This window comes from Streptomyces acidiscabies (assembly GCF_020010905.1).
Classification (GTDB): Bacteria; Actinomycetota; Actinomycetes; order Streptomycetales; family Streptomycetaceae; genus Streptomyces; species Streptomyces acidiscabies.
Genome location: NZ_JAGJBY010000001.1, coordinates 910,230 through 924,928, shown reverse-complemented (window position 1 = coordinate 924,928; position 14,699 = coordinate 910,230). Strand labels below are relative to the sequence as shown.

Here is a 14,699-nt window from a genome sequence, read left to right as displayed (position 1 = left end):
GTACGCCCTAGCCCCGATACCCCCCATACGGCGGGTACTGCCCCACCGGCACCCCATACGCCGCCGGCTGCTGCCAAGTCACCGGCGGCTGCCAAGGATGCTGCTGCCACGGCATAACCACCGGCATCGGCGGAGCCGTCGCGCGGGCCGCGTACTCCAAGGCGGGGCGCGTTGTCGTGCGAGTCGTCCACAGGGTCGTCAGCAGGTGTTGTTCCCTGGCCACGAAGTCCACGGGCGCGTGGCCCCGGCGGCCCCGGCGGCGGAGTTGGGCCAGGGCCAGGGCCGTCGATTCGTACTCCGCGAGGGTTTTCGCCGCCGGTTTGCCGAGGTAGTGCGTCGCGTAGTCGCGGGCCACCCGCCGCGCCTTCATCGAGCCGAGCGCGAAGGGTTCGGCCGGGGAGAGCCAGCCCGCCGCTACGTACGGCGGGAGTTCCTCGCGCAGGTAGCGGAGTTCGCGTTGGCGGGTCCAGATGATCAGCCACGTCAGGAGGCCGAACACCGGGACCATGAACACGCCGTACACGACGAAGAAGCCGAGCGGGCCGAAGTGCGCGGAGCCGTTCCACAGGGAGTGCATCCCCATCGCGAGGACCAGGCCGGTCAGGGGGAACAGGACCCGGCGTACCCGGCGGGCGCTGAGTGCGGAGAGGCCGAAGCCGATGCCGGTGAAGACCGTGAACAGGGGGTGCGCGAACGGGGACATGATCACCCGTACGAAGAACGTCGCCGCCGTCACCGACACCCTGTCGCCGGCGATCTCGTCCGTGCCGTACGCCGAGCCCAGATAGAGGATGTTCTCGGTGAACGCGAACCCGGCCGCCGCGGTCCCCGCGATGACGACGCCGTCGACGAGGCCGGTGAACTGCCGCCTGCGGAACAGGAAGACGAGCAGGACGGCCGCGGCCTTGGCCGACTCCTCGACGATCGGCGCGATCAGGGTGGCGCCGAGGGTGTCCGCGCCGTCCGGGTCCGCCGTCGTGTTCGCTATCCACTGCGTCGTGAACGTGTTCGCCACGATCGCGATCAGCGTCGCCGCGCAGGCGCCCCAGGCGAACGCGAAGAGCATGTTCCGCCAGGGGGCGGGGTCCACGCGGTCCAGCCAGCGGAACGCGGTGACGAGGAGGGGTACGGGGAAGACGGCCAGCCCGAGCCCCACCAACAGGCCCCGGGTGCCGGTCTGTTCGCGGACCAGCGCGAGGATGACGACGCCGGAGACCGCGAGGAGGGTGATCAGCGCGGCGTACCGCACGGAGGGGCGTCGCCACCAGCGGGGGCGCGGTATCGGGGGGTGAGGGACGGGTGGGTACGCGGCACTGGTCGACACGTCAATGACCATAACGAGGGTTGGCGTCGCGTGCGACGGTGCCTGGAGAGGAGTTACGCGTGCGGACTGCGCCGGAACAGCAGATCCCGTACGACGTGGCCCTTGTCGATCCCCTGGCCCTCGAAGCGCGTCAGCGGGCGGAAAGTCGGCCTCGGCGCGAACCCGCCGTCCTCCTGCGTGTTCTCGAACTCCGGGTGCGCGTCCAGCACTTCGAGCATCTGCTCCGCGTACGGCTCCCAGTCCGTCGCGCAGTGCACGACCGCCCCGGGCCGCAGCCTCGTCGCCGCCAGGTCGAGGAACTCCGCCTGGATCAGCCGCCGTTTGTGGTGCCGCTTCTTCGGCCACGGGTCCGGGAAGTACACGCGCAGCCCGTCCAGCGAGTCCGGCTTCAGCATCTCCCGCAGCAGGATGATCGCGTCCCCGTTGGCGACCCGGACGTTGGTCAGCCCGTTCTGCTCGGCGAGGTTGAGGAGGTTGCCCTGGCCGGGGGTGTGTACGTCCACGGCGAGCACGTTCGTCGCGGGATCGGCGGCGGCCATCGTCGCCGTCGCCTCGCCCATCCCGAACCCGATCTCCAGGACGACGGGCGCCTCGTCCCCGTACAGCTCACCCAGCTCGACGGCATGCCCGTCGACGTCCATCCCCCACCGCGTCCACAGCCGCTGCAACGCGTCCGCCTGCCCCGTCGTCACCCGGCTGCGGCGCGGCTGGAAACTCCGGATCCGCCGCTCGAAGTGTGATCCGGCGGGGTCGGCCTTGGGACCGTCGGGGAACCGGGGCTCGCCCTTGGGGCGGGCAGGGCGGGCTTCGAGGCCGGGGGTCTCCGGCTCGGGGCTGGGGTTCAGAGAATCAGACACAGTGAGTCGATTTTACGATGCGGACGGGAGCAGGCTTCCGGTGGCCACAGCCGCTCTCCGGCAGCGGGGCCGTCACACCCCGCCGCCGGAACCCCCGGACCGGAGCGAGCCCCGGTCGGCAAGCCAACCCTCGTACGGCTACGCCGAAGCCTCCGTAAGCCGCCCCACCTCCGCCTCCGTAAGCTCCAGCTCCCCCACCGCCAGCAGCGCCGGAAGCTGCTCCACCACCCGCGCGGAAGCGATCGGCGCCGCAACCGTCGGCTGAGCCGCGAGCCAGGCGAGTGCGACCGTGGCGACCTCGGCCCCCCGAGCCTCCGCGACCTCGTCGAGAGCCGCGAGGACCTTCACCCCCCGCTCGGACTCCAGGTGCTTCCCGGCACCGGCGGCACGCGCGCCCTCGACCACCGCACCCGGCCGGTACTTCCCCGTGAGGAACCCGGACGCCAGCGCGAAGTACGGCACCGCGGCAAGCCCCGCCTGGGAGACCACGTCCTGGAGGGAACCCTCGTACGTGTCCCGGGAGACGAGGTTGTAGTGCGGCTGGATCGCGACGTACCGGGCGAGGCCCTCGCGGTCGGAGAAGTCGAGGGACTCGCGGAGGCGGTCGGCGGAGATGTTGGACGCGGCGATGTGCCGGACCTTCCCGGCCCGCACGAGTTCGTCGAGCGCGCCGATGATCTCCTCGACCGGCGTGTCCGGCTGGTCGAAGTGGGTGTAGTAGAGGTCGATGTAGTCGGTGCCGAGGCGCTTCAGGGAGGCGTCGGCGGCGGCCTTGATGTTGTCGCCGGAGAGCCCCTGGAACTCGGGGTGCTGGCTGACCTTGGTCGCGATGACGACGTCGTCCCGGTTGCCGCGCGCGGCGACCCACTTGCCGAGGATGGTCTCGGACTCACCCCCGCTGTTGCCGTCGACCCACGCGGAGTACACGTCGGCGGTGTCGAGGAAGTTGCCGCCGGCGGCGGCGTACGCGTCGAGGACGGCGAAGGAGGCCGCTTCGTCGGCGGTCCAGCCGAAGACGTTGCCGCCGAGGGAGAGGGGGAAGACTTCGAGGTCGGAGGAGCCGAGCGGGCGCAGAGTAGTCATGTACTACGTCAACGGCGGACCCGGACGGACACATTCCGCGACGACCGCAAAGTTCCGGTCAGAAAGAAGGCCGCCCCGAAACCGAGGCGGCCCAGACTCCTACAACAGCCTCACGGGTTCAGCCCGTTGCCCCGCAGCCAGGCCATCGGGTCGATCCCGGTCGCGGCCCCATCGGGGTGCACCTCCAGGTGCAGGTGCGCCCCGGTCACGTTCCCGGTCGCCCCGACCCGCCCGATGACATCCCCCGTACCGACCTTCTGGCCGACACTGACGCTGATCGACGACTGGTGGGCGTACCAGATCTGCGTGCCGTCATCCAGGGTGAGGATGGTGCGGTAGCCGTAGGACCCGGCGTACCCGGCCTCCGTGATGGTCCCGCTGTGGACGGCCTTGATGAGCGTCCCGGAAGGAGCCGCGAAGTCGAGCCCGGTGTGGTAGCCGGACGACCACAGCGCCCCGGACTGCCCGAACCGCGAGGTGAGGGTGTACGACGAGGTCGGCAGCGTGTACTGCTTGGCGAGCTCCGCGAGCCGCGCCTCCTCGGCCTTGCGCTTGACGGCGGCGGCGGCCTCTTCCTTGGCGTCCGAGACGTTGGCCTGCGCGGCCTTGGCGGCCTTCGACGCGGCCTCGGCCTCGGCGCGCTGGGCGGCGACCTTCGCCTGCTGCTCGGCCTGCGTCTGCTGGGACTCGGCCTGCGCGATGATCCGGCTGCGCAGCGCCTCGGCGGCGTCGGAGGACTCCTGGCCGGCCTCGGCGACGATGTTGCTGATCGGCGCGGGGTCCTTGGCCTGGTCACCGTCGTCGGAGACGAGGGAGCCGACGCCGGGTATGTCGGCGACGTTGATGGAGACGGGCGCGTTGCCCGTGTTGGCGCTGGCCATGCCGCCCGCGCTGACGGCGGCGATGACGCCGACGCCGAGAACCGTGGAGCTGCGGGCGAAGCCGCCGCCACCGGTGCGCTGCTTGGCGACGCGGTGCTTGCCCTTGACCGGCGCGAGGGAGTCGGCGGTGGGGTTCCACTCCTCCCAGGGGCCCTCGTCCTCGGCGCGGTAGCCGCCGAACCCGAAGGTCGGCTTGGGGGTTTCCTGGGCAGTCGGGTTCGCCACGCGGGCGCACTCCTTTCCTTCCGCCGCCTACCGGGTTAGCTGACGGGTTCGGAGCGGGAAGGTCTCCTACGCGCGTAAACCGACCGCTCGTGAGCGGTGGCGTCCGCGTGATTCACCCCAAGGTGGTGGTTCCCCGGTTCCCTCGCGGGATTCGGCGCGTGCGCACGGAGCCGTCTCTTGTGACGGCTGGGACAACCGTGCTGCGTTATCGAACGTTAATCGACCCGGGGGCCCGTTTCCAAGCCGTTCTTCTTGATCGACAAACATTTTCGGCCCGGGATTATTGGGTCAACCACAGGGAAAAACGGGCGAGTTGGGGTGCTGGTGAGAACATCGCGATACGCAGAGTAACCGGCAGAGGACACAAAAGAACCGGGACCCTGTTTCCAGGATCCCGGTTCTTTTTCAGTAGCGGGGACAGGATTTGAACCTGCGACCTCTGGGTTATGAGCCCAGCGAGCTACCGAGCTGCTCCACCCCGCGCCGTTGGCTTAACTATATGCAGACACAGGGCGGATCACCAAACCGGTTCTGTGGATCTTCGCGGCAACCTTTTCGGCCTCTCCGACCACTCAGTGTCGTCCGGCCAAGCGGTCCGGCCACATGCGACAGGTGAAAGAGAGCACAGGCATGCCCCTGGAACGAGAGCACGTCCCCGGTACGCACGGTGGGCGTCCGAAGCATCGCGGCCGTCGGTTGCTCGCACGTCGGGGGCTCTGGGGAGGACTCGCCCTGGTGGTCGTGGCCGGCTCGGCTGTCGTGGTCAGCCAGGCTTCGGCGGACCAGAAGCAGGACACCCTGGATCTGAAGAAGTGGTACGTGCTGGTCAACCGCAACAGCGGCAAGGTGCTGGACGACCGCGGCGCCGCCAAGAACGACGGCGCGGCGGTGGTGCAGTGGGCGCGCCACGGCGGGGCCAACCAGCAGTGGCAGTTCATCGACGCGGGTGACGGGTACTACCGGCTGAAGAACCGGACCTCCGGCAAGGTGCTGGACGACCTCGGCTGGTCGAAGACCGCCGGCTCCGCGCTCGTGCAGTGGAAAGACCAGAACGCCTCCAACCAGCAGTTCAAACTGGCCAAGTCGTCGGACGGCTACCTGCGACTGGTCAACCGCTTCAGCGGCATGGCTGTCGGTGTCGACAAGGCCGTCAAGGCCGACGGGGGCAACGTCGTCCAGAACCGCGACGGGAGCGGCGCCGACCAGCAGTGGAAGCTGGTCGCGGTAGGGAACGTCAGCGGCGGCGGTACGCCCACCACCCCGAGCGGCAGCGCCCCCGCGAGCCCGGCTCCGAGCGCCCCGCGCCCGTCGTCCTCGCCTTCGTCCGCGTCTCCGACGCCCACGGCCGGTGGCGGCAGCTCGACGACGCGTTTCATGGGCAGCGACAAGATCCTCATCGGCGGCTCGATGACTGACGCCTCGGCGAACGCCGCGCCGTTCGACATGCGCTACGCCTACATACACAGCCAGCCCGCGCCCTCGTCGGAGGCCTATACGGCATCGCGCTGCAAGGCTGAGTGGTCGGCCTGGTGGGGCTGCTGGGGCGGCACCAGCACGGCGCCCGGAAACCAGGTGACCTGGCAGGACGCCCAGGCGGCCAAGGCCACCTACCAGGGCAAGTCGCGCCCGCAGAAGTACCTGTGGACCTGGTACTCGCTGCGCGACCTCGGAGACGCGGCGGGCGAGGGCGACGGCCCCGGCGAGGTCAAGGCCATCAACAGGACCGACCTGCTCACCAAGTACCTGAACGACTACCGCTTCTTCCTCCAGAAGATCGGCACCTCGCAGGACGCGATCGACCTGGAGCCCGACTTCTGGGGCTTCGCCCGGTCCCTCGGCAACCTGCACCAGGTCCCCGCGCAGGTCACGGCCTCGAACCCGACGGACTGCGGATCGCAGGAGAACAGCGCCTCCGGACTCGCCCAGTGCCTGATCTCGATGGCACGCAAGTACGCCCCGAACACCGCCGTGGGCCTGCACCTCTCCTGCTTCAACTGGGAGAGCGACCTCCAGGCGTGCGTCAAGGACTACGCGGACCTCGGCGCGAAAAACGCCGACTTCCTGGCCACCGACGTGTCGGACCGCGACGCGGGCTGGTACGCACAGCCGGCCCACGGCGGCAGTGACCACTTCTGGAACGACCAGAAGGCCGCCGCCTCGCTGAAGTTCTGGAAGACGATGGCCGAGTCCGTGGGCAAGCCGGTCGTCCTGTGGCAGATCCCCGTGGGCAACATGGCGGGCAACAACACCCCCGGCCACTTCAAGGACGACAAGGTGGACTGGTTCTTCGGCCACATGGACCAGGTGGCGAACGCCCACATCGCCGGCCTGATGTTCGGCGCCGGATGGACGGAGCAGACGACGCCCGAAACCGACGGCGGGAACCTGATCAACAAGACGATCGCGTACCGCAACGCGGGCGGTACGACGCTCAAGTAGGTGAAGACGACGAAAGGCGCCCCCCTCTCTTCGAGGGGGGCGCCTTTCGTTCATGCTCAGCGCTTCAGGGTGAGGATCGCGGGGCGGTACGGCAGGTTGTCGTACGAGGTGTTCGCCGGGGTGTTCGGGGACTTGCCCTGGTAGAGGAACTGAAGGTTGCAGGGGTCGATCGTCATCGTCTGGTCGGGGTTGTCGCGGACCAGGTCGCCGTGGCTGATGTCGTTGGTCCAGCCGGCGCCGCTGTTGGCCTTGCCCGCGAAGGGGTTGGACTCGGTGGCGGCCTGCGGGGTCCACGGACCGTTCAGGCTGGTGGCGGTGAAGGAGCGGAAGTAGCGCTGCTCGCTCGCGCCCCGAGCCTCGACGATCATCAGGTACTGGTTCTGGCCCTTGACCTTGTAGACCTGCGGCGCCTCGAAGAGGTTCTTCACCGTGTCGCTCATGACCGTCGTGTACGAGGAGCCGAAGCTGCCGGGGAAGTTCCCGATCGGCATGGACGCCTGGTAGATCTTGCCGTTGTCACCGGCGAAGAACAGGTACATGTTCTTGTCGTCGGCGATCAGGGTCTGGTCGATCGGGCCGGTGCCGGAGTCGGTGCGGGGGATGCTGCCGGTGAACAGCGGCTGCGGCGCGGACCAGCCGTTCGGGTCGGTGGGGTCGCTGGAGGTGCGGTAGCTGAAGGGCCACTGACCCCACTGGTACGCCAGCACCCAGATCTTCTTGGGCGCGAAGTAGAACAGCGTGGGCGCCACCGCGTTCTGGCTCATGCCGGTCTGGCGGGCCGACGCCATGTCCGACCAGTTGGTGAAGGGGCTGAACGCCATCGAGCCGTAGGACGAGCCCGAGTAGTTCGACCCGTAGACCAGCTGCTTGCCGTTGTAGGGCGCGGTGGTGAAGTCCTTCAGCGAGGCCCACCCGTTCGCCGGCTGCGCCAGCGGGCCTGTCGAGGTCCATCGGTACGTCGACGGAAGAACGCACGAGTCGCTCTTCGGCGCTGCGGCCGGCTGGAAGGTCCAGCGCTGGTTGGCGGCGCCGTTGGTGTCCCAGATCTGGACGGGGGTGCCGTTGGCGGTCTTGCCGCCGGGAAGCTCCAGTGCCCGGCCCGACGCGACGTTGGTCAGCGTGTAGGTGCCGTCGCTGTTCCGGCTCGCCTTCCAGTGCTGGTGGGCGCCGCCGTTGGCGTCCCAGACCGTCGGTCTCGTCCCGTTGGCCGTCCGGCCGGCCGGCTCGTCCAGTACCCGGCCGCTGGCGACGTTGGTCAGCGTGTAGGTGCCGTCACTGTTCTGGGCGGCCTTCCACTGCTGGTTGGCGGCGCCGCTCGCGTCCCACACCTGGAGCGGGGTGCCGTTGGCGTTCTGGCCCGCGGGCTCGTCGAGAACGCGCCCGGAGGCCGCGTTGGAGAGCGTGTAGACGGTGCCGGCGGTGATGCCCCCAGCCTGCGTGCCGCCACCGCCACTGCCGGTGCTCCCGCCCAGGGCGGTGCGCACCGCGTCGTAGGCGGGCTTCTTGTTGCCGCTGTTGTCGAACAGCAGCGCGTTCTCACCGGTGCGCCAGGAGTCGCTGTCGCGGATGCCCCACACGGTGATGCCCGTGCAGCGAGCGACGTTCACGCAGGCCTTGACGGCGTTGGTGTACGCGGTGGCGGACGCCTGGGCGATGTCGAGCTCGGTGATCTGGACGTCCACACCGAGCGCGGCGAAGTTGGACAGCGTGGTCTGGAAGCTGGCCGGCGGGCCGCCCGCGCCGAAGTGGCTCTGGAAGCCGACGCAGTCGATGGGAACGCCGCGCGCCTTGAAGTCCTTGACCATCTTGTAGACGCCCTGCGTCTTGGCGTCCGACCAGTTCTCGATGTTGTAGTCGTTGTAGCAGAGCTTGGCGGCGGGGTCGGCGTCCCGGGCGGTGCGGAAGGCCTCCTCGATGAAGCCGTTGCCCAGCACGTCCTGGAAGACCGAGCTGCGGTGCTGGCCGCTGCCGCCGTCGGCGAAGGCCTCGTTGACCACGTCCCAGGCGTAGATCTTGCCCTTGTAGTGGGTCATCTCCTGGGTGATGTGGTTCTTCATCACCGAGCGCAGGGTGTTCGCGTCGGTGATGGACTTGACCCAGCCCGGCAGTTGGGAGTGCCACACCAGGGTGTGGCCGCGCATCCGCTGCCCGTGCGCGGTGGCGTGGCTGACGATCGAGTCGGCGGCGGCGAAGGTGAACGACCCCCGGGACGGTTCGACGGCGTCCCACTTCATCTCGTTCTCCGGGGTGACCATCTTGAATTCCCGGTCGAGGAGGGCGGAGTACGTGGAGTCGCCGAGCCTGCCCGCGGCCACCGCCGTCCCGAAGTAACGGCCGCTGCCGGCCGCCGCGTCGGCGACCGTGGCCGGTGCGGCGGCGTCCGGCGTGCGGGCGGCCATGGCGACCAGCGGTACGGCGGCGCCCACGGCGGCGAGGCCCACCGCGGCGGCGATGACGCGGCGGGTCGCCGGGCGGCGACGATGAGAGCGGTTCTGTTCTGACAACGGCATGTCCTTCTGGCACAGCGGGACTTGATCCGATCCCGGTCATCTGCCAGTTGCCGCCACACCCGCAAAGGTTGCCGCTCAGCGGCGTTCACCGGGTCGGGACGTACCCTCCCCGGACCGACGCTGAGCCGCCCGCACCCTGTGCGTCGACGCGGTAGCCGTCGCCCGTGGCACTGTGCGCGCCGTCGGTGCCGTTGTTGAACTGCGCGGCGAACTCATGGTTCCCGGCCGGCACGGTCAGGCCCGGCTTGAGGACCCAGCGGTAGACCAGCGCGCCATCGGCCTCCTGGACGGTGACGGTGAAGTCGTCAGCCGGCAAGGTCTGCCAGGTGCCGGTGCTCTTCGCCCCGCCGGTCTGCACGATCCGGATCTCGACCGTGAGCGAGGTGAGCGGCTGGGTCGTCGTGAGGAAGAGGTCGCTCTGCGTCCAGTAGACGGTGCTCTTCGCATCCAGCGAGCCGGACGACCGCAGCGGCCCGTTCCGGCTCTCGTCGGCGGTCGGCGACGACGAGGGACCGGTGGCCGACGGAGTCGGGCGCGAACTGCCCGGGCTGGGGACCGGGGGCGGCGCGACCGGGGTGGGGCGGGCCGATGTCGGCGGCGGGGAGCTGACGGCCGGGGGCAGGGTGGCGGGCGTGGTCACGGTGGGCGGCGGCTTCGCGACGATGGCGGCGACGGCGAGGCCGCCGGTCGTCAGGATGCCGGTGGCGGCGAGCCCGGCGAGGGCGACCCTGGTCCCGGACCTCGCGAACGGTCGCGCGCGGTGCCGGACGGTGGGGCCGGCCATGCCGCGTTCCACCCGGGCCAGCATCCGCGCATGGTCGGGCCGGTGGGCCTCGGCGGCCTCGCGCAGCCGACGGTCGATGTCGTCGATGTCCTCGTTCACCGGTTCCTCCTTCCTTGCACCAGGTCCCCGGCCGCGTGTGCGCCCAGTAGCTTCTTCAGCTCGGCCATTCCCTTCGAGGTCTGGCTCTTCACCGTCCCGACGGATATGCCCAGCGCTGCCGCCGTCTCCTTCTCCGACAGGTCGAGGGCATGTCTCAGCACCACGCAGGCGCGCTTGCGGTACGGCAGCCGGGCGAGCGCCGCGCGGACGTCCAGCACGGCCGCCGCGTCCGGCCCGTCCACCTTCTCGGGGCTGCGGGACCAGAACAGCGTGATCCGGCGTCGCTCCCGCACCGCGCTGCGGACCCGTCCCCGCGCCAGGTTGGCCACCACACCACGGGCGTAGGCGAGCGGGTGGTCGGCCTGCCGCAACCGGTCCCAGCGCTGCCACAGGGCGACCAGGGCATCCGCCGCGAGGTCGTCCGCCGCGTCGGCCTCGCCGGTCAGCAGGTGTGCCAGCCGGGCGAGCTCGGCATAGTGGCGTTCGAAGAATTCGTGGAACTCCACGGACGCGTCATCGAGGACCATCCCCCGGTCGGCCTCTCCTACCCAGGAAGTGCGCGTTAGCTGCATGCTCAACAACAACGGGGGCGCGGCCTAACAGTGCCCGGTCCCGTGACCGGTCCGCGCCTGCGCCACGGCCTCGGCGCGGCGTGCTTCGTTGCCCTCATGCCCGTCCATCCGGTAGTTCGAGTCGACCACCCCCTGGTTGCCGCGGAGGACGAGAAGGTTGCCGTCGTCAGCAGGACCTCCTGCTGACGAAGCGGCCGAACCTACAACCCCGGGTTACGCGCGTGCGTCAGCGTCTCCCAGGCCACGAACAGATCGTCCGTACCGGCGGGCCGGTGCCGCTCCACCAGCCGGTGCGCCGCCGGGACGGACTCGCCGAGGCGGCCCTCCAGGTGGTTGACCAGGACCTCCAGGTCGGGGCCCATGTTGCGGTCGACCTTCCCGCCGCACAGCCACGCCGGGGCCTTCTCGCCCTCCTGGTAGCGCGCGTGCAGCTCGGCCGCCGCCTTCAGCCGGTCCTTGGCCTCGCCGTACAGGTCGACGCCCTGGTGCCAGGCCGTCTCCGCGATGTGCGAGGCCGCGGCCAGCGAGTACCCGGCGTGCTTGAAGTTGCGGCACGTCTCCTGGGAGACGCCGTCCTTGAACGTCGTCTGCCCGAACCAGTACTTCGTGAGCTTCGCCGGGTCGTCGAGCCCCGAGCGAGCGGGCGCGATCGGCACTCTGCCGTCCTTCGCGAGATAGAAGTACGCCGGGACCCGCGCCCGGAACCTGCTCAGCGCCCGGTCGAAGACCTTGTGGTCGTTCGTGAAGACCCCGATGCCGATCGCCGCGTCCGTCATCGCGAGGTCCCAGTTCCCGTTGTAGTCCGGGACTTCTCTCGTTACGACGGGGAGGTACGCGTTCCTCAGCATGTCCTCGAACCTGGTCACGCGCGCTGACGGCCACCCCGCCCCCGGCGTGTGCCGGACGATCTCCGCCGCCCGCGCCCACGTCGAGCCCGCCCACGCGGTCTGCAACCCGGCGTCGTCCTCCGTGTGCTGCCGGATCTTCCCCGACCAGGCGTCCATGATCTCCCGCGCCTTCACGGCGTGCGCCTGCTTGCCGGTCACCCGGAACAGCAGGGCCTGCGTGTACGCGGCGATCGCGTCCTGCCGCTCCTCCACACACCCGTGCGCGGGGCGGTTCGGCTGGTCGCCGCCGGGGCAGTCGACACTCTCGTACGGCTCCGGCCGGTACTTGTACGAGCCGTACTTGCTGTCCCGCATGTCCAGGTAGGCGCGCAGCCAGGGCTGTTTGCCGGCCTGCACGTTCTCGCGGGCGACGTCGAGCTGGACGTCGTTCACGAGGACCCCCGGGTGCGTGAAGGACGCGTCCGGGGGGAGGGCTCGGGCCATCTGGCGGGTGCTGTCGGTGGAGGTGGAACAGGCGGCTAGGGCTGCGCCCAGGAGGAGGGCGGTTACGGCTTTGACTGACCTCATGTGGGCAGCGTCACCGCCCGCCCGCACCCCCGCCAGTCGTATCACCCCAATAGATGACCATTCGGCGCCTTTGCCACCTTCTCGTACTCCGGCAGCAGCACCACGTCCACCCCCGCGTCCCGCAGCAACCCGTTCCCGTCCGCGTCCTGAACAAAGGTGTCCGGCTCCACCCACGCCGTCACCACCCGCCGCACCCCCGCGTCCAGGATCAACCGCGCGCACGGCGCCGGCCGCGAGGCCCTCCGGGCGCAGGGCTCCAGGCTGGAGTACACCGTCGCCGTGGCCAGCCTCGGATCCGCCGGGTCCAGCTTCGCGAGCGCCGACTCCTCCGCGTGGACGACCGTGTCGGCGCCCTCTCTCGAGAAGCCGCGCGCCATCTCCGTACCGTCCTGCGCGACGATCACCGCGCCGACGCTGAAGGCGGTCTCCGAGGGCGGGCAGAGTGCGGCGAGGTCGCAGGCGAGGGCCAGCCAGTGGTGGTCGGCCGGGGTCACGCCCGGCCGGTACCGCATCAGGACGACGTCCTCGATCTGCCGCGTCTCGATCAGCCGGAGCCGGCCGCGCTCGTACTCGCCGGGCCCGAACAGCCGGGGCGCCTTGGGGTCCCCGACGAACAACGGGGCCACCACGAGCTGGAGTTCATCGGCCAGCCCCGCCTGGATGAGCTGCGTGTGGACCGTGCCCCCGCCCTCGACCATGAGCCGCCGGACGCCGCGCTCGTACAGGTCCGTGAGCAGCCGGTGCCAGTCCAGCTCCGGGCCCAGGGGGACGACGTCGGCGCGGATCCCGAGTCCTGCGACGCGCTGGGCGCCCAGGTCGGTCGTATAGACGGCCTTCTCCCCGCCGGTGTGCCAGAACTTGGCGTCGGGATCGAGGTCCCCGGACGCCGTGACCGTCACCTTCAGGGGGTACTCGGCGCGGCCCTCGGCGACGCGGGCGGCGCGGCGGCCCTCGGAGTAGACGAGGAGGCGCGGGTTGTCGGCGCGGATCGTGCCGGCGCCGATCAGGATCGCGTCGACGGAGGCGCGGACCTCGTCGACGCGGTCGAAGTCGGCGGGGCCGGAGAGGAGGAGGCGGTCGGGGGCGGTGTCGTCGAGGTAGCCGTCGAGGGAGACGGCGGCGGAGAGGAGGACGTACGGGTAGGGCATCGGTGCGGTCTCCCCAGGCTCGTATGGCTGATGCTTGGCATGGCGGCGCTTGGTTCAAGTTTGAAACAAAACTACACTGGTCGTATGACGACCCGCTGGCTCAGTCCCGACGAGCTGCGCGCCTGGCGCGCGTACGTCTCCGCGCTGTTCCTGGTGGAGGACGCACTCGACCGGCAGCTCCAGCAGGACGCCGGGATGCCGCACCTCTACTACTCCATCCTCGCCAACCTCTCCGACGCTCCGGAACACCGCATGCGCATGACGGACCTCGCCGAGAGTACGAAGATCACGCGCAGCCGTCTGACGTATGCCGTGACTCGGCTGGAAAAGGACGGTCTGGTCCGGCGCGAGCAGTGCCGGTGGGACAAGCGGGGCAGCATCGCGGCGCTCACGGAGGAAGGCCTGACGATCCTGGAGCGCACCGCGCCGGGCCACGTCGAGACGGTCCGCTCGGTGCTGTTCGACCAGCTCACGGAGGAACAGGTGGGCCAGCTGGAGGAGATCAGCCGACGGATCGCGGAGGGGTTCGAGGGGGAGGAGGTGCCGTGGCGGCGGAGGTCTTCGGGGTGCGAAGGCGTCACGTGACGTACATCAAAACCAGTTGCTTCAACTTTAAAACGAGGAGTAGGGTCGGGAACCGAGCATCTGCTTCAAATCTGAAGCAACTGAAGCGGGTGCCCTGCTGAGCCACTGACCCGCCCCGGCCCCCGGAGACCCGCATGTCCGACTTCCCCGCCGCCACGCCGCGCTCCCGCGTCCGGGTCCCGCTGCGCTTCGCCGACGGTTACGGCGTCGACGCCGAGATCGTCACCTTCAACGGCCTCACCGACGGGCAGGAGCACATCGCCCTCGTCCTCGGCGACCCCGGCACCGGCACCCCGCTGGTCCGCCTCCACTCGGAGTGCCTCACCGGTGACGTCTTCGGCTCGGCGCGCTGCGACTGCGGGCCGCAGCTGCGGGAGGCGGTGGAGCGCATCGCGGAAACGGGCGGCGTCCTGCTCTACCTCCGCCAGGAGGGCCGGGGCATCGGCCTCTACAACAAGCTCGACGCGTACGCCCTCCAGGACCAGGGCCTCGACACGTACGAGGCGAACAAGGCGCTGGGGCTCCCGGAGGACGGCCGCGACTACACGGCGGCGGCGCAGATGCTGGCCGCCCTCGGCATCACGTCCCTCGACCTCCTCTCCAACAACCCCGACAAGGCCGCGCAGCTCCGAGCCCTCGGCGTCGCCATCCGCGACCGCGTCCCGACGGGGGTCTTCACCACGCCGCACAACGTCCGCTACCTGCGGGCGAAGGTCCTCCAGACGAGCCACACGCTGCCGCTGGCGGAGCTGAGCGCGGGCTGAGAGGCCGCTGCCG

General features: G+C 70.0%; 12 protein-coding genes, 1 tRNA gene and 1 riboswitch. Of the genes, 3 read left to right on the top strand and 10 right to left on the bottom strand.

Features of this window, described 5'->3' with window-relative positions; genetic code table 11:
* Nucleotides 1-7 precede the first annotated feature (7 nt).
* The 5 genes from J8M50_RS04505 to J8M50_RS04485 form a co-directional block, all read right to left on the bottom strand.
* Complete coding sequence (locus J8M50_RS04505) at nt 8-1,336, bottom strand: PrsW family intramembrane metalloprotease (RefSeq protein ID WP_078480589.1); 1,329 nt, start codon at nt 1,334-1,336, stop codon at nt 8-10.
* 41 nt (nt 1,337-1,377) lie between these two features.
* Entirely contained in the window at nt 1,378-2,181 is an 804-nt protein-coding gene (gene trmB / locus J8M50_RS04500) for a tRNA (guanosine(46)-N7)-methyltransferase TrmB (RefSeq protein ID WP_010352048.1), read from the bottom strand.
* Between the two features lie 138 nt (nt 2,182-2,319).
* Nucleotides 2,320-3,264 (bottom strand): aldo/keto reductase, encoded by a 945-nt coding sequence (locus tag J8M50_RS04495; protein WP_010352049.1) that lies wholly within the window; start codon nt 3,262-3,264, stop codon nt 2,320-2,322.
* Between the two features lie 110 nt (nt 3,265-3,374).
* Complete coding sequence (locus J8M50_RS04490; protein WP_010352050.1) at nt 3,375-4,370, bottom strand: M23 family metallopeptidase; 996 nt, start codon at nt 4,368-4,370, stop codon at nt 3,375-3,377.
* Between the two features lie 9 nt (nt 4,371-4,379).
* A riboswitch (cyclic di-AMP (ydaO/yuaA leader) is annotated at nt 4,380-4,537 on the bottom strand.
* 242 nt (nt 4,538-4,779) lie between these two features.
* A tRNA-Met gene (locus J8M50_RS04485) sits at nt 4,780-4,853 on the bottom strand.
* Between the two features lie 147 nt (nt 4,854-5,000).
* Between J8M50_RS04485 and J8M50_RS04480 the strand changes: the two genes are divergently transcribed.
* On the top strand, nt 5,001-6,809 hold the full coding sequence (locus tag J8M50_RS04480) for an RICIN domain-containing protein (protein WP_078480592.1): 1,809 nt from the start codon (nt 5,001-5,003) through the stop codon (nt 6,807-6,809).
* Between the two features lie 56 nt (nt 6,810-6,865).
* On the opposite strand, the gene J8M50_RS04475 is transcribed toward J8M50_RS04480, so the two are convergent.
* The 5 genes from J8M50_RS04475 to J8M50_RS04455 all read right to left on the bottom strand — a co-directional run bounded on the left by J8M50_RS04475 (nt 6,866) and on the right by J8M50_RS04455 (nt 13,337).
* Nucleotides 6,866-9,319: a non-reducing end alpha-L-arabinofuranosidase family hydrolase gene (locus J8M50_RS04475; RefSeq protein ID WP_010352052.1), complete on the bottom strand. Its 2,454-nt coding sequence runs from the start codon at nt 9,317-9,319 to the stop codon at nt 6,866-6,868.
* 85 nt (nt 9,320-9,404) lie between these two features.
* Nucleotides 9,405-10,202: a hypothetical protein gene (locus J8M50_RS04470; protein ID WP_010352053.1), complete on the bottom strand. Its 798-nt coding sequence runs from the start codon at nt 10,200-10,202 to the stop codon at nt 9,405-9,407.
* On the bottom strand, nt 10,199-10,729 hold the full coding sequence (locus J8M50_RS04465; protein ID WP_010352054.1) for a SigE family RNA polymerase sigma factor: 531 nt from the start codon (nt 10,727-10,729) through the stop codon (nt 10,199-10,201). Before J8M50_RS04465 ends, J8M50_RS04470 begins: the two co-directional genes overlap by 4 nt.
* A gap of 245 nt (nt 10,730-10,974) precedes the next feature.
* A complete protein-coding gene (locus J8M50_RS04460) occupies nt 10,975-12,189 on the bottom strand; it encodes an alginate lyase family protein (protein WP_223786161.1) in 1,215 nt (404 codons plus the stop codon).
* Nucleotides 12,190-12,230: 41 nt separating this feature from the next.
* Entirely contained in the window at nt 12,231-13,337 is a 1,107-nt protein-coding gene (locus J8M50_RS04455) for a dihydrofolate reductase family protein (protein WP_010352056.1), read from the bottom strand.
* A gap of 84 nt (nt 13,338-13,421) precedes the next feature.
* On the opposite strand from J8M50_RS04455, the gene J8M50_RS04450 reads away from it, so the two are divergent.
* Complete coding sequence (locus J8M50_RS04450) at nt 13,422-13,922, top strand: MarR family winged helix-turn-helix transcriptional regulator (protein WP_010352057.1); 501 nt, start codon at nt 13,422-13,424, stop codon at nt 13,920-13,922.
* A gap of 134 nt (nt 13,923-14,056) precedes the next feature.
* On the top strand, nt 14,057-14,686 hold the full coding sequence (locus J8M50_RS04445) for a GTP cyclohydrolase II (RefSeq protein WP_010352058.1): 630 nt from the start codon (nt 14,057-14,059) through the stop codon (nt 14,684-14,686).
* The last annotated feature ends 13 nt before the right edge of the window (nt 14,687-14,699 follow it).